This is a genomic window from Vibrio sp. Vb2960 (assembly GCF_033337665.1).
In the GTDB taxonomy this organism is placed as follows: Bacteria; Pseudomonadota; Gammaproteobacteria; order Enterobacterales; family Vibrionaceae; genus Vibrio; species Vibrio alginolyticus.
Genome location: NZ_JAWORD010000027.1, coordinates 22511 through 40334 on the forward strand (window position 1 = coordinate 22511; position 17824 = coordinate 40334).

Sequence of the window (17824 nt, forward strand, 5' to 3'; positions counted from 1 at the left end):
TTGTCGTCTAGATTGATTATTTTTGTTCGCTTTGCACGGTAAGTCTATGCATACTCCGCACTTTTGGAGGTCAAGATGCATACAGCATTCGAACAAATTTTCGATCTTGGCCCATTCAGTTGGCCTGCCCTACTATGCTGCGCCATTAATGGGCTCATGATCGGTATAGAGCGCCAAACTCGTGGTAAACCGGTTGGCATTCGCACAGCAATATTAATTATTTCAGGCACCTACCTGTTTATGTCGATGGCAGTGTCGTTATCGCCAAATACACTTGATCAAGCACGAGTGCTTGGTCAGATCATTACTGGCGTCGGCTTCTTAGGCGCTGGCGTTATGATGACACTTGATGGAAAAATCCATGGCGTAACATCCGCGGCTGTAATATGGGTGCTAGCAGGTTTAGGTTTGATGATAGGTTTGGGTTATTTAACGCAGTCGGTGGTTATTACTCTCCTGACATTAACCGTGTTGTTAGGTGTGGATAAAGCAGAAAACCACATCAAAGCATTACGCCGCGGTGTTCATCAAAGAATTCAACAACGCAAAACTTCATCACGATTAATTAAATAGTTAACGCTCCGAGAAACTCGCTTCATCTCATCAGCAATTAAAGAGCCCTCGACGAACATCGAGGGCTTTCTGTATATAAAGATTCTGACTTTCTCAGGGATTACTTAGCAAAGTTGATGAGTGGGAAACACTTGAAGAAACCGTTATCCGCACAGTTCAAAAGACCAATTTGCACACCATCGATTTGATCGGTCATGTTGAAGAAACCAAACTGGAAATTAGACTTCTTAGAGATACTCGCTAAGCCCACATCCGCCATGGTGTAGCCTTCAGAATAGTTCACCGCGCTCCAGTTCAAGCCTTTTACGTTGTTCGTAATGTTAACAGCACCCAAGTTAACACCCGTCGTCTGACCTTGGTTCCAGTTAACTAAGCCTAAAGACGCGCCTTTCATTTCTTGATTTACTTTTGCTGCGCCAAAAAACAGACCGAAGTTCACACCTGTCGTACGATCCGTTTCTGACATACCAAGCAGTGAAAAGTCGACACCTTTAACCTCATTTACCTGCCCATGCAACACAGCTAAACGAACGCCACCTACTGAAGAATTAGAGGGTGCGTTTGTGTTATCGATAGTAGAGAACATCACAGGAGTACTGTCGGCAAAAGCAACAGGTGATGCGATAGCGGCTGCAACCGCCAATGACGTCATAAGCTTTTTCATTTTCATCTCCATGATGGGAAGCAACAATTTACAACATAGTGTAATGTTCAGATTTTGCTCTGTCCCCGTTCAAAAAGTGTTAGCAATAGGTCAGATTTAACCATCTGACTCAAAAGAAAAAATATTTCTCTTCGATTTTTTGCTTCTGAAATGGCGCTTTTTACGCTCAAAAATTTCATGATAAGCCACACCAGAACGTCATGTTTCTCAGGTGACACGCATAAAAAAGTCGAGGCATCTGCCTCGACTTTTAAGGGTTTGGTCGGTTATCTTTCCGCTATAAGGTTTCCCTAGAGCGATGAGATAAGCTGGCTTACATCATGCCGCCCATACCGCCCATGCCACCCATGCCGCCCATGTCAGGCATCGCTGGCGCGTCTTTTTGCGGTAGGTCAGTAACCATCGCTTCAGTTGTGATCATCAGACCTGCAACCGATGCTGCGAATTGTAGTGCAGAACGAGTAACTTTAGTTGGATCTAGGATACCCATTTCTAGCATGTCGCCGTATTCGCCTGTTGCCGCGTTGTAGCCGTAGCTACCTTCACCCGCTTTCACGTTGTTCGCAACAACTGAGTCTTCCTCACCTGCGTTCTTCGTGATTTGACGGATTGGCGCTTCCATTGCACGTAGTGCAACGCGGATACCAACGTTTTGTTCTTCGTTGTCACCCGTTAGGTGAGCAATCTTAGATGCCGCGCGGATAAGTGCAACACCACCACCAGCAACAACACCTTCTTCAACCGCTGCGCGAGTTGCGGCTAGCGCATCTTCTACACGGTCTTTCTTCTCTTTCATTTCAACTTCAGTCGCAGCACCAACTTTGATTACTGCAACACCGCCAGCCAGTTTAGCTACGCGCTCTTGTAGTTTCTCTTTGTCGTAGTCTGAAGTTGCGTCTTCGATTTGTTGACGAATCTGAGCAACACGGCCAGAGATCATCTCTTCTTCACCGATACCATCGATGATAGTCGTGTTTTCTTTCGTGATAGAAACACGCTTCGCTTGACCTAGATCTTCTAGTGCAACTTTTTCTAGCTCTAGACCGATCTCTTCAGAAATCACAGTACCGCCAGTTAGGATAGCGATGTCTTGTAGCATTGCTTTACGACGGTCACCGAAGCCAGGTGCTTTCACAGCTGCAACTTTTACGATGCCACGCATGTTGTTCACAACCAATGTTGCTAGCGCTTCGCCTTCCACATCTTCTGCAATGATAAGCAGTGGACGAGATGCTTTCGCGACAGCTTCTAGCGTTGGAAGAAGCTCACGAATGTTTGAGATCTTCTTGTCTACTAGAAGAATGAATGGGTTTTCTAGATCAACACTGCCTGATTCTTGGTTGTTGATGAAGTAAGGAGACAGGTAACCGCGGTCGAACTGCATACCTTCTACTACGTCTAACTCGTCTTGTAGCGCCTGACCTTCTTCAACCGTGATAACGCCATCACGACCCACACGCTCCATTGCTTCTGCAATGATATTACCTACGCTTGCGTCTGAGTTTGCAGAGATAGTACCAACCTGCGCGATCGCTTTTGTGTCGTTACATTCAACAGAAAGCTCTTTTAGTTGCTCAACTGCCGCGGCAACAGCTTTGTCGATACCACGCTTAAGATCCATTGGGTTCATGCCCGCTGCGACTGCTTTTAGACCTTCGTTAACGATAGATTGTGCTAGTACCGTTGCTGTTGTTGTACCGTCACCCGCTGCGTCGTTTGCTTTAGACGCAACTTCTTTAACCATTTGTGCGCCCATGTTCTGGAATTTATCTTCCAGCTCGATTTCACGCGCTACTGATACACCATCTTTAGTGATAGTTGGTGCACCAAAAGATTTGTCTAGAACGACATTACGTCCTTTAGGACCCAGTGTTACTTTTACTGCGTCAGCCAGAACGTTTACACCTTCCAGCATTTTAACTCGTGCGTCATTACCAAATTTAACGTCTTTAGCAGCCATCTTTGATTTCCTTTCTAAAATTCTTTGTGTGTAATTTCGTAATTGAATCTGAGCAAAAAATTACTCAATGATTGCTATTATTCAACGATCGCCATGATGTCGTTTTCAGACATGACAAGCACTTCTTTACCGTCGATTTTTTCAGTTTTTGTACCGTAACCTTCAGCGAAGATAACGGTATCACCGACTTTAACGTCTAGTGGCAGTACGGTGCCGTTTTCTAGGATGCGGCCTTTACCCACAGCTAGAACAACACCGCGAGTCGATTTTTCTGCAGCAGAACCAGTCAGAACGATGCCACCAGCAGACTTAGATTCAACTTCTTTACGTTCAACGATAACTCGGTCATGTAATGGACGAATGTTCATCGGTCGTCTCTCCTGAAAATTTCCATGTTTATTTGATAATTGTCCTTAGGGACTGTAGCCCCAGACACGTGATCCCTATATAAGGGGTCGAAGCAGCGATCCCAAGGGGGTGGCACAAAATTTTTGTGACTTAGTTAAAATAACGAACAACTAGGCAACGGTTTGCGTTAGAAATGCTCACTCGCTCGGCATCTCGCTTTCTTGTATCCTTGCAGTTTGCTCACCAGATAGTTGTCACACATGCAGGAAAATAACAAGCTGGAACCCCAAGCGACCGATAAGCATGGTTTGTTGACCGCACCCATTCCTGAAACGCTGCGGAAAATGACCGTACCCATGACCATGGGCATGATCGCAATTTTGATGTTTAACTTGGTGGACACGTTTTTTATCTCGTTGCTTGGCACTCAAGCGCTAGCAGCTATCAGCTATACCTTCCCTGTCACCTTTGCGGTTAACTGCATTACGATGGGGATTGGGATGGGACTATCGACCAATATTGGTCGCTTGCTTGGGCAAGGTCATGCACCACAAGCTGCACGGTTCACCACCCACGGTTTGTTATTAGCCGTGTTACTTGTGGCTATCGCGTCTTCTATTGGCTTTACCACCATTGCGCCATTGTTTCGTTTTCTTGGTGCGTCTGATGATCTCATCCCTCTTATTGAGCAGTATATGCAGGTCTGGTATCTCACCATTCCTCTGCTAGTGATCCCAATGGCGGGCAACAGTGCTATCCGAGCTACTGGCGACACAAAGACACCAGCAAAAGTCATGATGTTGGCTGGTTTGATTAATGGCATGCTCGATCCATTGTTGATTTTCGGTTATGGCCCTTTTCCGGAACTTGGCATTCAAGGCGCAGCCATAGCAAGTGCCTTTAGCTGGTTAGGTGCTTTGTGTGGCTCATTCTATGTGCTAATTAAACGGGAAAAATTGCTTGCTCAACCCCAATGGGCTTTGCTGAAACAAGACTGGCAACAGACACTAAAAATTGGTACCCCTGCTGCGCTATCAAACGCGATGAATCCGTTGTCCGGTGCCATTCTGATGATGCTGTTATCCAACCATGGTACAGCGGCGGTTGCTGCTTACGGCGCAGCGCAGCGTATTGAGTCTATATTGATTTTAGTATTGATGTCGCTGACCTCTGCCCTCACACCGTTTATGGCACAAAATTTAGGAGCCAAACAACCGCAACGAGCCTTTTCCGGTTTATTTATTAGCATGCGTTTTGCAGTGGTATTCCAAGGGTTTATCTTCTTGATGATGGTACCGCTGAGCATTCCTCTGGCTGCGCTATTTTCTCAGGAAGATGCGGTGAAAAACCTGCTTTGGCATTATTTACTGGTGGTGCCATTTAGTTATGGCTTCCAAGGCATCGTAATGATGTTAGTCAGTGGTTTGAATGCGATGCACAAGCCATTGCGTGCATTCCAGTGGAGCTTTATGCGGCTGTTCATTTTTACCTTGCCATCGGCGTGGATCGGGAGCCAAATCTACAGCATTGAAGGCTTGTTTATCGGTATCGCGGTTGGAAATACGTTGGGTGGGCTACTGGGCTACTTGTTTGCGCTGCGCGAGCGAAAATTAACGCTCATAGAGCAGAGCAGCGTGTCTTAGCACTCGTCTATCGCTAGTTTCTTTTTTGTTGATTCTCAAATACAAAAAAAACCGCGGAAAGCCGCGGTTTTGTTTATCTATTTCAAGCTTACTTAGAACAGTTCTTCAGCAACTTTGTATAGATCGTTGCGTACTGGACGCTTCATGTTTTCGATTGCGTCGATGATATCGTGGTGAACAAGTTGCTCTTTCACGATACCTACACAACGACCACCATGACCTTCGATCAATAGGTGAACAGCGTAGTTACCCATACGAGATGCTAGTACGCGGTCAAATGCAGTTGGACGACCACCACGTTGGATGTGACCAAGTACTGTTGCACGAGTTTCACGACCTGTCGCGGCTTCGATGTCACGTGCTAGTTCATTAGCATCCATCATTAGCTCAGTAAGCGCGATGATCGCGTGTTTCTTACCTTTAGCGATACCATCTTGGATGTTGCTGATCAGCTTGTCTTTGTCTAAACCAGTTTCCGGAGTGATGATGTATTCACAACCGCCCGCAATTGCAGACATCAGAGTCAAATCACCACAGTGACGGCCCATGATTTCTACAATTGAAATACGTTGGTGAGATGAAGAAGTATCACGTAGACGATCGATTGCATCGATAACGGTGTTTAGTGCACTTAGGTAGCCCACAGTGTAATCCGTACCTGCGATATCGTTGTCGATTGTGCCCGGAAGACCGATACATGGGTAACCCATTTCAGTCAGTTTCTTCGCACCCATGTACGAACCATCACCACCGATTACCACTAGTGCATCGATACCATGTTTTTTAAGGTTCTCAATCGCTTTTTCACGAACTTCCACTTGTTTAAATTCAGGGAAACGTGCAGAACCTAGGAACGTACCACCTTTGTTGATCACATCTGAAACGCTAGAACGATCTAGCTTCTCGATGCGGCCTTCGTATAGGCCTAGGTAGCCGTCGTACACACCGAATACTTCCAATCCTTCGGATAGTGCTGTACGTACTACGCCGCGTATCGCAGCGTTCATACCAGGTGCGTCACCGCCACTTGTTAAAACACCGATCTTCTTAATCATGCTCACCCTCGATCTTTGGCAATCAATTATTTAATTTTCTTTTAGGCCCCTTGTTACCAAGCAACCTGCATAATCCAGAACTGTGCGTTATGTTACATTTCCTCTACAGGATTACCAATGAAAACGCACTTTTTTATGTAACTTTTCTACTTATGTAAGAGTATTACAGTTTCTCTATGAAACTTTGTTGATTCATATCAGGATCACGAATCTTAATAAGTATTGATGGAAAGATAGTCAATAAGTACCTGTTTGTCGTCGGGCACTGATGGATTTTTCAAGCCTACCAATCTTGCGCTTTCTGCTCTTTCTCAGGTCCGAAAACGACAGACAATGGATCTTGATGGATCAGTACGTCCGCATCAGGAAACAGAGCCAATAAATTATCTTCCACTTTATCAGCAATGTAATGCGCCTCAATTAATCGTAAGTTATCGTCTAGCTCTAAATGCAACTGTATAAAGCGCGTCGGTCCGGACATTCGCGTGCGTAACTGATGCACGCCCAATACCCCTTTTACGCTCAAACAAGCTTGGTTAATTTGCTCAAGCTCTTCATCGGGCAACTTTCTATCAAGTAAGGTTTGAATCGCTTCGCTGACCATTTTGAAAGCGCTATAAAGAATGAAGACACCAATACCAATCGCAAACACAGCATCCGCTTGAGTCACTCCAAAATAACTGAGCCCCAGAGCAACCATGATCGCAGCATTCATATACAAGTCAGTCTGATAATGCAGAGAATCCGCCGCTATTGCTTGGCTCCCCGTCACGCGAACCACATGTTTTTGGAACATCACCAAGCCAAGTGTGACCACAATCGCAAACAGCGATACATACACACCTAACTCCGGTGCGTGTAAAGCATGTGGGCGGAAAAATCGGTCAATCCCGTTAAGAATCAAAAATACTGCCGAGCCCGAAATAAACATTGCTTGGGCTAGGGCCGCTAAGGACTCAGCTTTACCATGTCCAAACGTATGTTCGCGGTCTGCCGGTTGTAAGGCGTAACGAACCACCACAAGATTCACAACCGAAGCCGCGATATCTAACATGGAGTCAATCAATGACGCCAATAAGCTCACTGAGCCGGTTACCCACCACGTGATGACTTTTACTATCAGAAGAAGCGTCGCCACAATGGTTGCAGTCCAAGCGGCGGTCGTAACTAAACGTGCGTATTGCTGTTTCATAATCAAAGAGTTAACTAAAACCATACGTTGAGTATATTGAATGACCATGAAATAACCAGATCAAAAAGAGGCAACCAATGGCTGCCTCTTTATATAACATCAATTCATGACTTAATTATTGCGCGACTTTTCCATGCGCTTGTGCATTCTGTCGCCACACTCTTGCATACGTTCATTTTGTAGCTCAACAAATTTCGCTTTCTGCTCAGGTGTTAATACACTAAGCATTTGGTGCTTTCTTTCTAGCATTTGCACGCGACGTTCCGTTTGGCGCTCAACCATCTCTTTTGCTAATTCGGTAGCTTGAGCTTCATCAAAATTATCCGCCAGCAAAAGCGATTGCACTTTTGCGTGATGCGCTTGACGCTCAGCCATACGTGCTTCTTTGCCATCAGCGAATTTTGCTTTCATTTCTGCTTTGTTTGCTTCACGCATTTCTTTTAGCTGATCTTTTTGTGCATCAGTCAGGTCTAGTTGACGCATGACACCTCGGTCCATACCCATGCCGCATTCGTCACGAGGACCTTTATGATGGTTTTTACCACCGTAAGCGAATGCGCTTGCGGCGCCAAGAGTAAGAGGTAGAACAACAGCAGCTAACACAAGTTTTTTTGCAGACTTCATAATACGATTCCTTACACAGGTGAGTGGTTCTTCTGAGCTGTTCTCACAGCGCTTGAGTATAGAATACGACCCGCTAGGTAAAGCGACGTATAGGGAGCGTAAAGAATCGTAAAGAGTGATTTTTCTCCTCTTCGTTGCGCATCATTCCAATGTAATATTAGGCTATCGGTAACTTACTATAGGTGCCCCCATGGCAAACATTCTTTTAATCGATGACGATATCGAGCTAACTAGCTTATTAAAAGAAGTACTCAGTTTCGAAGGGTTTGACGTCAGCGAAGCAAATGACGGTGAAGCCGGCTTAGCCGCGATCAATGATAAGATTGATTTGATTTTGTTGGATGTCATGATGCCAAAACTCAATGGCATGGAAACGCTGAAACGCTTACGTGAAAATTGGGAAACTCCCGTCTTGATGCTGACCGCTAAAGGGGAAGAAATTGATCGCGTGATCGGCTTGGAACTGGGCGCGGATGATTATTTACCAAAACCTTTTAGTGACCGAGAGCTGTTAGCGCGAATCCGCGCGATTTTACGCCGCACTAGCAGCACACAAAAAAATACCAAAAACAGCGATTGCATTGAGTATCAAGAAATCCGCCTCTATCCCGGTAAGCAAGAAGCGTATTGTGAGCAACAGTTACTCGATCTCACAGCAACCGAGTTTGCGCTACTCACCCACTTCGTACAAAACCCAGGACAAGTGCTGACCAAAGAGACACTGAGCTTAGATGTGCTTGGTAAACGACTGGCGGCCTTTGACCGTGCAATCGATATGCATGTCTCGAACTTACGTAAAAAATTACCAGATCAAAGCAATGGCAAGCCGCGAATTAAAACCCTGCGTGGTCGTGGCTACATGCTGCTTGAGGAGGATTAATGCGCCTATCACGCATCAAACTGCCAAACATCAATAGCCTGTATGGACGCATCTTTGCCATTTTTTGGTTCACCATGTTATTAGTATTGATAGCCGTGCTATCACTGCCACATTTGGACCCACGCAAAGCTCGCGATATTCCAGAAGAACACTACAAACGTATGGTAGAAACGCGTGACTCAATCCAACAAAAATACAGCCAGCAAACTGATTTAGGCCGCATACTTTTTCGTATCGAGGGCAACCGTCACGGCAAGCACGACCCTCGCCCACGAGTCTTTTTTTCTGACTACAGCGGTAATGTTCTTACGACAGAAAAACGCAGCAATTTTCAATTGCGTGCCATGCAAAACTTTGTCACCAGTATCGAAGATTACAATAATCCAAAGCAGAAGCTGTATGGTCGATACATGATTGCGGGCCCAATTCCTATCACTTTGGCAGGTTCCGATATCTTGATGTACGTGGGCTTCAAATGGAATGAGCCACCACCTCTACTCCTGCGTCTGTTTGATCACCCATTCCAGCTCTTGCTTGCAGTCATGCTGGTTAGTACACCATTGCTGTTATGGCTTGCTTGGGCTTTGAGTCAGCCTGCACGTCGTCTTGAAGCCGCTGCTCAACGTGTGGCGAAAGGTGAATTTGTCACAGACCCAAATTTAGAAAAAGGTACGGCGGAATTTCGTCAAGCAGGCAGCAGCTTCAACCAGATGGTCGAAGCGGTTAATCAAATGATTTCAGGACAACAACGTTTGCTATCCGATATCTCTCACGAGCTGCGCTCACCTTTAACTCGTCTGCGCATGGCAAGCGCATTAGCGACGCGTAAACAAGGCGAAAGCCCAGAACTGACTCGTATCGATACCGAAGCGCAGCGCTTGGAACAGATGATCAGTGAACTATTAGAGCTTTCTCGCATGCAGGCGAACAGTCATATGACTCGCGAAACACAGCCACTAGAAAGTTTATGGGAAGAAATCATTAAAGATGCGCAGTTTGAAGCAGAGCAAATGGGCAAACAGCTACACTATTCAGAATTACCTAAGCGCAATATTTCCGGTAACCCTAAACTGCTGATGAGTGCGGTGGAAAATATCGTTCGTAACGCCATTTACTACGGAAAAGATGAGGTACAAATCGACATCAAAGCCGATGACGATACGCTTCGTATCACGGTTGACGATAATGGAGAAGGTGTACCAGAAGAGGAACTGGCCGCGATTTTTCGCCCGTTCTATCGCGTTTCCACGGCACGCGATCGCCACTCTGGCGGCACAGGTCTCGGCCTAACCATTACCGAAAGTGCCATTCGCCAGCACAGTGGCACGATCGCAGCCAGCCGAAGTCCTTTAGGCGGATTGCGCATGAGTATCACCTTACCGATCAATTGTTAGTCTCAATTTGATGAACTAACAATAATTCGCACCATATTTCTAGAGTGAGTGATTCACAGCCCCACCCTCACTTTAGAAATTGGTGAGGCTTCTTAGAATACCCTTACAAAGATCAAAGTTGATAATAATTATCGTTAGCATTAAAGTAAATTTTCCAATTAAGGAGGATTTACTATGTCACATACATTTCCCGCTCTGCCTTACCCGTACGATTCACTAGAGCCGTACATCGACGCGAAAACCATGGAAGTGCATTACAGCAAACACCACAAGACGTACTTTGATAAGTTTGTAAATGCCGTTGAAGGGAGCGAGCTCGAAACTCAGTCATTAGACGAGATCTTTGACAATATCTCTAAGCTCAGTCCAGCAGTACGTAATAATGGTGGCGGCTATTACAACCACATCATTTATTGGAATTGCATGTCACCAAACGGTGGCGGAGAGCCTCAAGGCGCGCTTGCTCAAGCAATTAACGATAAATTTGGTAGCTTTGCGCAATTTAAAGAGGCGTTTGCCCAAGCAGCCATCAATACCTTTGGGTCTGGCTTTGCATGGCTGATCGTAAAAGATGGTGAGATTCACATTACGTCCACCAGTAATCAAGACAACCCTCTGATGGACGTAGTGGATGTGCGCGGTGAACCAATCCTCGCATTAGACGTGTGGGAGCACGCGTATTACATCAGCTACCAAAACCGTCGCCCAGAATATATTGATGCGTGGTGGAACGTCGTCAACTGGCGAGCAGTTGAAGAAAACTATGCTCACGCTCTCTTATAAAGAGCATCGCTACTTACGGTATTAACATCCGCGCTAATGCCTGCTTTCATACCCAGGTCAATCTTGCTGAATCTCGCATATTTCGGTGACTTGGGTATATACTGCCCCTCTCTTTGACCAACTCTATTTCAATACCATGTTTGATATCGCTTTATACGAACCAGAAATCGCGCCGAACACCGGCAACATCATTCGACTATGCGCCAACTGCGGTGCAAACCTTCACTTAATTGAACCTCTGGGTTTCGATCTTGAAGAGAAAAAAGTCCGCCGCGCTGGTTTGGATTACCATGATTTAGCTCGCGTAACGCGTCATAAAAACTATCAAGCGTTCTTAGAATATTTAGAGAAAGAGAAGCAAGGTAACTACCGATTGTTTGCCTGCACCACCAAAACCACAGGTCACCACGTTGATGCACAATACCAAACAGGTGATGTTTTGATGTTTGGTCCAGAAACTCGTGGTTTGCCTGCTGAAATCATCGATAGCTTGCCAATGGAGCAGCGTATTCGCATTCCAATGATGCCGGACGCACGCAGCCTAAACCTTTCGAATGCCGTTGCGATCATTGCTTTTGAAGCATGGCGTCAAATGGGCTTTGAAGGCGCATTGTAAGCAGCACGAATTCCAAATACAAAAAAGGGCGCTTGGTGCGCCCTTTTGTTTTCTTTACTGTCTAACTCAATCAGTTGAGCTTGTTGCGATCATCATCGTCTTTACGCTCGTATTCCCCTTCGAAGGTATTGCCATTATCTGACTGGGAATCAAATGGGTCACGACGGAACGGGTCTTGCTCAAATGGCCCCTGGTTAGAGAAACCACCTTGGAAGCCACCGCCATGCATGGTTTTCACCACCATTTTGCTCATCAAGTATTTAGCTATCGCGGCGCGTGGCGCAGGAAGCAACACCAACATACCAAGGGCATCGGTCATAAAGCCCGGGGTTAACAGTAGCACGCCAGCCACCGCTAGCATTACGCCTTCAAAAATTTGCTGGGCTGGAATTTCACCTTGTTCAAGACGCCCCTGTACTGACATCAGTGTTTGTATACCTTGGCTACGAACCAACGATGCACCAACAAATGCCGTGATTAAGACTAGTGCAATGGTCGGCCATAAACCTAAAAAGCCGCCCACCTGAATAAATAAGCCGATTTCAATGATCGGAACAAAAATAAACGCTAATAATAAGATAGGAAACACACGCCCTCCTTTGTTTAATTCAGTGTAATGGTAAAAGCAGACTAAGCTCAAACGAATCGTTGTAAAAAAGCGTGTTCATACTGGTCTCCTTCTCTTTTAGACAAAGTAGCAGGAGCACGTTTCATTCAATTGCATACCGATTTTTTCGTGCTTTTAAAGTGCTAATTTCGAACTCTAAAAACTCATGTTTGTCGAGGAAAATCGAGTACCTATAAAGGGTTATTAATAACCCGTTCATACTTTGCAAATTATTGACTCATGAAAAACGAAAAAGGTGATCTAGTTACTATTTTTATGCGCTAGGTGCAGTATCATGTGCCACATAAGTCAGGACGGATTTTCCAGCCAAAAATTCTGATGAATGGATTCTAGATTGCAGAAATGGCTAATAAATAACTTTATTATCAGAATTATCATCTAAGGATCCTGCTATGGCTACCCTATCTGATGCTCCAAAAACAGCAAACCCAGCCACTCGTATTGAAGAAGATCTATTAGGTCAACGTCATGTCCCTGCAGATGCGTACTACGGTATTCATACGCTACGTGCGATCGAGAACTTCAACATCTCTAATATGACCATCTCTGACGTACCAGAATTTGTACGCGGCATGGTAATGACCAAAAAAGCCGCAGCGTTAGCAAACAAAGAACTTGGCGCTATTCCAAAAGACGTTGCAAACTACATCATCGAAGCGTGTGATTTGATCCTAGAAACTGGCAAGTGTATGGATCAGTTCCCATCAGACGTATTCCAAGGCGGTGCAGGCACTTCAGTTAACATGAACACGAACGAAGTGATCGCAAACGTTGCGCTTGAGTTGATGGGTAAAGAGAAAGGCCAATACGAATTTGTTAATCCAAATGACCATGTAAACAAGAGCCAATCAACCAACTGTGCGTACCCAACAGGTTTCCGTATTGCGGTATACAACAGCGTACACAAGCTAATGGAAGCAATTGAGTACCTAAAAGGCGCATTCGAACTTAAAGCCGTTGAGTTTAAAGATGTACTGAAAATGGGCCGTACTCAGCTTCAAGACGCAGTACCAATGACAGTAGGTCAAGAGTTCCATGCATGGGCGGTAACACTAAACGAAGAGATTCGTGCTCTAGATTACACATCTAAACTCCTCCTAGAAATCAACCTAGGCGCAACCGCAATCGGTACTGGTCTAAATACACCAACTGGCTACCAAGCGCTTGCAGTAAAACACCTAGCGGAAGTAACAGGCCTTGACGTTGTTGCAGCAGAAGACCTTATCGAAGCAACGTCTGACTGTGGTGCATACGTAATGACTCACGGCGCGCTAAAACGCCTAGCAGTGAAACTATCGAAGATCTGCAACGACCTTCGTCTACTTTCTTCTGGTCCTCGTGCGGGTCTAAATGAATTGAACCTACCTGAAATGCAAGCAGGCTCTTCAATCATGCCAGCTAAAGTAAACCCAGTTATCCCAGAAGTAGTAAACCAAGTTTGCTTCAAAGTTCTCGGTAACGACAACACGGTTTCTTTCGCAGCAGAAGGCGGTCAGCTACAGCTAAACGTAATGGAACCTGTGATCGCACAAAGTGTGTTTGAGTCTATCTCTCTACTACACAACGCGTGTGTGAACCTACGTGATAAATGTATCGACGGCATCACTGTGAACAAAGAAGTTTGCGAAAACTACGTTTACAACTCTATCGGTATCGTCACTTACCTAAACCCATACATCGGCCACCACGAAGGTGACATCGTAGGTAAGATTTGTGCAGAAACTGGTAAGAGTGTTCGTGAAGTCGTGCTAGAGCGCGGTCTGCTTACAGCAGAGGAGCTTGATGAAATCTTGTCAGTAGAAAACTTCATGCATCCTACTTACAAAGCAAAACGTTACGAGTAATAACGAATCCGAAGGGGGCCACTCAGGCCCCTTTTTTAGGCTCTCATACGGTTAACCACATTTTTTATATGCTTTTATTGCCGCTAAACCACTAGGTTCTCATTCTCTGAGCATTTACTCCTGTTCCTGAGTGTTCAAAAAATCAGAATCAAATAAAAAACTAAAGAGGTATCAATATGGTCATGGTCGAACTCTTCGTGGTTCTGCTCTTCATCTATTTGGGGGCAAGAATCGGTGGTATCGGCATTGGTTTTGCCGGTGGTGCTGGGGTCATTGCGTTGTCTTTGATCTTGGGCGTACCAACAAGCCAAGCTTACATTCCCGTTGACGTAATTTTGATCATCATGTCTGTAATCACCGCTATCGCAGCAATGCAAGTAGCTGGTGGTTTAGACTGGATGGTGCAAGTTGCTGAAAACTTTTTGCGCAAGCATCCTGAGCGCATCACCTTTTATGCGCCTATCGTAACTTACCTAATGACATTAATGGCGGGTACTGGCCACACGGCATTCTCTACTTTGCCAGTGATTGCAGAAGTAGCGAAAGGCCAAGGCGTGCGCCCTTCTCGTCCACTGTCTATCGCGGTCGTGGCATCGCAAATCGCTATCACCGCATCACCAATCTCAGCGGCTGTTGTAGCGTTCGCGGCAATGCTGCACCCATTTGGCGTTGACTACCTAACACTACTAGCAATCTGTATCCCAACGACGTTCATCGCGTGCATGATCGGTGCGTTCGTGGCGAACTTCATGGGCTGTGAGCTAAAAGACGATGCTGAATACCAAGAGCGTCTAGAAAAAGGCTTAATCAAGCTAAATACAGAAGCAAAACGCGAAATCCTACCAACAGCGAAGAAAGCAACCTTCATCTTCCTAGGCGCAATCGCATTTGTCGTGTGTTACGCAGCAGCAATTTCTGGCTCTGTTGGCCTTATCGAGAACCCTGCTCTAGGTCGTAACGAAGCTATCATGACGGTAATGCTAGCAGCTGCGGCAGCTATCGTAATGAGCTGTAAAATCGATGCTGGCAAAATCCCAGCAGCAGCAACATTCCGCTCTGGTATGACAGCGTGTGTGTGTGTTCTTGGTGTGGCATGGCTAGGTTCTACGTTCGTTAACGCGCACGTTGACGGCATCAAAGAAGTTGCGGGTGCGCTACTAGCAGACTACCCATGGATGCTAGCACTTGTTCTATTCTTCGCTTCAATGCTGCTTTACTCACAAGGTGCAACCACTGTTGCGCTGATGCCAGCAGCACTAGCAATCGGTGTCGCACCACTCACCGCAGTTGCATCTTTCGCAGCAGTAAGTGCGCTATTCGTGCTGCCAACTTACCCAACGCTACTTGCCGCGGTTGAGATGGACGACACGGGTTCAACTCGTATCGGTAAGTACGTATTCAACCACCCATTCTTTGTACCTGGTGTGGTAACCATCGCTTCTGCGGTAGCACTTGGCTTCGCATTCGGTGGTCTACTGATCTAGTAGAAACAGAGTCTTACTCGGGGAGCTTCGGCTCCCTTTTTTATTGCCTGTTGTCTTGATTTATGCTCAATAAATCTTCATTTTCATGAAACTTATTGACTCGCCTCCGGGTCTGATTGAGTTACACTAACGGCAATTATCTAAGATGAATTGACTCTTTTATGCGCGCATTACTTTCCGTTTTACTCTTAGGGCTCATTACCTTTTCCACTCCGTCTTTAGCTTTATTTGGCAAAGACCAGTTTAACAGTAGCCAGAACAACAGTTTTGGTAGCAGCAGCGACAGTTTTGTTCCTGTTGATCAGGCGTTTCCATTTAACTTCTACCAGCAAGATGACAAATTGATGCTCGATTGGCAGGTACGTGACGGGTACTACCTATATCAAGAGCGCTTGTCTGTAGCTGGTGAGAAAGTATCGCTAGGCGAACTGCAAATGGAAGACGGCACACCGCATAAAGATGAATTCTTTGGTGACGTGCATATCTATACTCAACCTCTCTTCGTTAATGTACCAATGCATGATTGGCAAGACGGTGCTCGCGTAGTCGTGCAATACCAAGGTTGTGCGAAAGCAGGCTTCTGTTACCCGCCAGAAACTCGCGTGATTCCTATCGGCGCGTTTACTTCGTCGAACTCAGATTCAACAACGGCGACAACTGCATCAAAAGCAGAACAGACACCAACAGCAACGCCACCAGCGGCGCAATCATCTACGTCTGGTGACACATCATCAGCGCCAGTAACACAGCAAGATAGCCTTGCAGCCAACCTTGCTGATAACTGGTGGACACCACTTCTGTTCTTGGCGCTTGGTGTGGGCTTGGCGTTTACACCTTGTGTGCTGCCTATGTACCCAATTCTGACCAGCATAGTGCTTGGCAGTGGCAAACTAAGCCAACGCCGTGCGCTAGGCTTGTCATTCGTCTACGTGCAAGGCATGGCGCTGACTTACACTCTACTCGGCCTTGTGGTGGCATCTGCAGGTATGCAGTTCCAAGCGGCAATGCAGCACCCTTATGTGCTGATTGGCTTGAGCGTACTGTTCATCACACTCGCTTTTTCTATGTTTGGTCTGTACTCATTACAGCTACCAAGCAGCGTGCAAACGTGGCTGAATAACTTAAGTAACAAGCAGCAAGGTGGTAGCAGTGCTGGCGTGTTTGCAATGGGGGCAATATCTGGCTTGGTTTGTTCTCCGTGTACTACCGCCCCACTCTCTGGTGCGCTGCTTTACGTCGCACAAAGTGGCGACTTACTCACCGGTGGGGTCGCCCTTTACGCGCTAGCGATGGGCATGGGTATTCCGTTGATCCTTGTAGCGGTATTTGGCAACAAGTTGCTACCAAAAGCCGGCGGTTGGATGGACCGCGTGAAAACGCTGTTCGGCTTTATTCTGCTTGCCGCACCTATCTTCTTACTAGAGCGTATCATGCCAGAAATGTGGTCAACGATTCTGTGGTCAGCACTGGGTATTGCTGCTTTTGGTTGGCTATACCACATCAAAAACAGTCTAGAGTTTGGTGGCTGGAAACAAAGTGCCGTGGGCATAATCGCCGTCTTAGGTTTGCTAGCCTCAGCACAACCTATCTTAAATTACTGGTTTGGCAACAACACAACACAAACTCAGCAAGCCACTGTTAGCTTTACTCGCATTGCTAACGTGGCGGAGCTTGAAGAACAACTGGCACTTGCGAAAGCGGCAGGTAAACCCGTCATGCTCGATTTCTACGCCGATTGGTGTGTAGCATGTAAAGAGTTTGAAAAGTACACCTTCCATGACCCAAGCGTCGAAGCCAAACTGCAAGACTTCGTTCTTCTGCAAGCGGACGTGACCAAAAACCAAGTGCAAGACATCGAACTATTGAAGCACATGAATGTACTTGGTTTACCAACAATTGAGTTTTGGGATGCCAGTGGCGAACACGTTTCAAACGCTCGTTTGACGGGCTTTATGCAAGCCGAGCCTTTCTTAGAGCATATCAAGCAGTTCTGATAACCAGATATTCAAACGCCAGTGATGTCCACTGGCGTTTTTTATTGCTCAGATTTGAATAAGAACATTGCGTTTATATGCAATTTTCCTAATAAAAGTCGATTTGGTTCAGACTTTTAGCGAATAAATATTGTCCACTCTC

General features: G+C 45.9%; 16 protein-coding genes. 9 read left to right on the forward strand and 7 right to left on the reverse strand.

What is annotated here, in order from left to right:
• Positions 1 to 75 precede the first annotated feature (75 nt).
• Positions 76 to 573, forward strand: a complete 498-nt coding sequence (locus tag R7O03_RS19785; protein ID WP_005381504.1) for an MgtC/SapB family protein — start codon at positions 76 to 78, stop codon at positions 571 to 573.
• A gap of 100 nt (positions 574 to 673) precedes the next feature.
• Here R7O03_RS19785 and R7O03_RS19790 read toward each other — a convergent pair whose 3' ends face one another.
• From R7O03_RS19790 to R7O03_RS19800, 3 genes are all read right to left on the reverse strand, one after another.
• Positions 674 to 1237: a VC2662 family protein gene (locus R7O03_RS19790; protein ID WP_005381507.1), complete on the reverse strand. Its 564-nt coding sequence runs from the start codon at positions 1235 to 1237 to the stop codon at positions 674 to 676.
• 313 nt (positions 1238 to 1550) lie between these two features.
• Positions 1551 to 3197: a chaperonin GroEL gene (gene groL, locus R7O03_RS19795; protein WP_005381509.1), complete on the reverse strand. Its 1647-nt coding sequence runs from the start codon at positions 3195 to 3197 to the stop codon at positions 1551 to 1553.
• Between the two features lie 77 nt (positions 3198 to 3274).
• A complete protein-coding gene (locus R7O03_RS19800; protein WP_005381516.1) occupies positions 3275 to 3565 on the reverse strand; it encodes a co-chaperone GroES in 291 nt (96 codons plus the stop codon).
• 240 nt (positions 3566 to 3805) lie between these two features.
• Here R7O03_RS19800 and R7O03_RS19805 point away from each other — a divergent pair, with 240 nt between their 5' ends.
• Positions 3806 to 5188 carry an MATE family efflux transporter gene (locus tag R7O03_RS19805; RefSeq protein WP_017821828.1) on the forward strand — a complete coding sequence of 461 codons (1383 nt, stop codon included), beginning with the start codon at positions 3806 to 3808 and terminating at the stop codon, positions 5186 to 5188.
• Between the two features lie 92 nt (positions 5189 to 5280).
• Here R7O03_RS19805 and pfkA read toward each other — a convergent pair whose 3' ends face one another.
• The 3 genes from pfkA to R7O03_RS19820 form a co-directional block, all read right to left on the reverse strand.
• On the reverse strand, positions 5281 to 6243 hold the full coding sequence (gene pfkA, locus R7O03_RS19810; protein WP_005381521.1) for a 6-phosphofructokinase: 963 nt from the start codon (positions 6241 to 6243) through the stop codon (positions 5281 to 5283).
• Between the two features lie 283 nt (positions 6244 to 6526).
• Positions 6527 to 7435, reverse strand: a complete 909-nt coding sequence (fieF, locus tag R7O03_RS19815) for a CDF family cation-efflux transporter FieF (RefSeq protein WP_025768809.1) — start codon at positions 7433 to 7435, stop codon at positions 6527 to 6529.
• 111 nt (positions 7436 to 7546) lie between these two features.
• Positions 7547 to 8059 carry a CpxP family protein gene (locus tag R7O03_RS19820; RefSeq protein ID WP_047104268.1) on the reverse strand — a complete coding sequence of 171 codons (513 nt, stop codon included), beginning with the start codon at positions 8057 to 8059 and terminating at the stop codon, positions 7547 to 7549.
• A 190-nt stretch (positions 8060 to 8249) separates the two neighbouring features.
• Here R7O03_RS19820 and R7O03_RS19825 point away from each other — a divergent pair, with 190 nt between their 5' ends.
• From R7O03_RS19825 to trmL, 4 genes are all read left to right on the forward strand, one after another.
• On the forward strand, positions 8250 to 8939 hold the full coding sequence (locus R7O03_RS19825) for a response regulator (protein ID WP_005382384.1): 690 nt from the start codon (positions 8250 to 8252) through the stop codon (positions 8937 to 8939).
• Positions 8939 to 10333 carry an envelope stress sensor histidine kinase CpxA gene (gene cpxA / locus R7O03_RS19830; RefSeq protein WP_005382383.1) on the forward strand — a complete coding sequence of 465 codons (1395 nt, stop codon included), beginning with the start codon at positions 8939 to 8941 and terminating at the stop codon, positions 10331 to 10333. The genes R7O03_RS19825 and cpxA overlap by 1 nt, the downstream gene beginning before the upstream one ends.
• Positions 10334 to 10507: 174 nt before the next feature.
• Positions 10508 to 11116 carry a superoxide dismutase gene (locus R7O03_RS19835; protein WP_005382382.1) on the forward strand — a complete coding sequence of 203 codons (609 nt, stop codon included), beginning with the start codon at positions 10508 to 10510 and terminating at the stop codon, positions 11114 to 11116.
• 136 nt (positions 11117 to 11252) lie between these two features.
• A complete protein-coding gene (gene trmL, locus R7O03_RS19840; protein WP_025768811.1) occupies positions 11253 to 11732 on the forward strand; it encodes a tRNA (uridine(34)/cytosine(34)/5-carboxymethylaminomethyluridine(34)-2'-O)-methyltransferase TrmL in 480 nt (159 codons plus the stop codon).
• A 70-nt stretch (positions 11733 to 11802) separates the two neighbouring features.
• Here trmL and R7O03_RS19845 read toward each other — a convergent pair whose 3' ends face one another.
• Positions 11803 to 12321 (reverse strand): FxsA family protein, encoded by a 519-nt coding sequence (locus R7O03_RS19845; protein WP_033907286.1) that lies wholly within the window; start codon positions 12319 to 12321, stop codon positions 11803 to 11805.
• A gap of 431 nt (positions 12322 to 12752) precedes the next feature.
• On the opposite strand from R7O03_RS19845, the gene aspA reads away from it, so the two are divergent.
• From aspA to R7O03_RS19860, 3 genes are all read left to right on the forward strand, one after another.
• A complete protein-coding gene (gene aspA / locus R7O03_RS19850) occupies positions 12753 to 14204 on the forward strand; it encodes an aspartate ammonia-lyase (protein ID WP_005382379.1) in 1452 nt (483 codons plus the stop codon).
• Positions 14205 to 14380: 176 nt separating this feature from the next.
• Positions 14381 to 15688: an anaerobic C4-dicarboxylate transporter gene (locus tag R7O03_RS19855; protein ID WP_005382378.1), complete on the forward strand. Its 1308-nt coding sequence runs from the start codon at positions 14381 to 14383 to the stop codon at positions 15686 to 15688.
• A 161-nt stretch (positions 15689 to 15849) separates the two neighbouring features.
• Complete coding sequence (locus R7O03_RS19860; protein ID WP_318131967.1) at positions 15850 to 17682, forward strand: protein-disulfide reductase DsbD; 1833 nt, start codon at positions 15850 to 15852, stop codon at positions 17680 to 17682.
• The last annotated feature ends 142 nt before the right edge of the window (positions 17683 to 17824 follow it).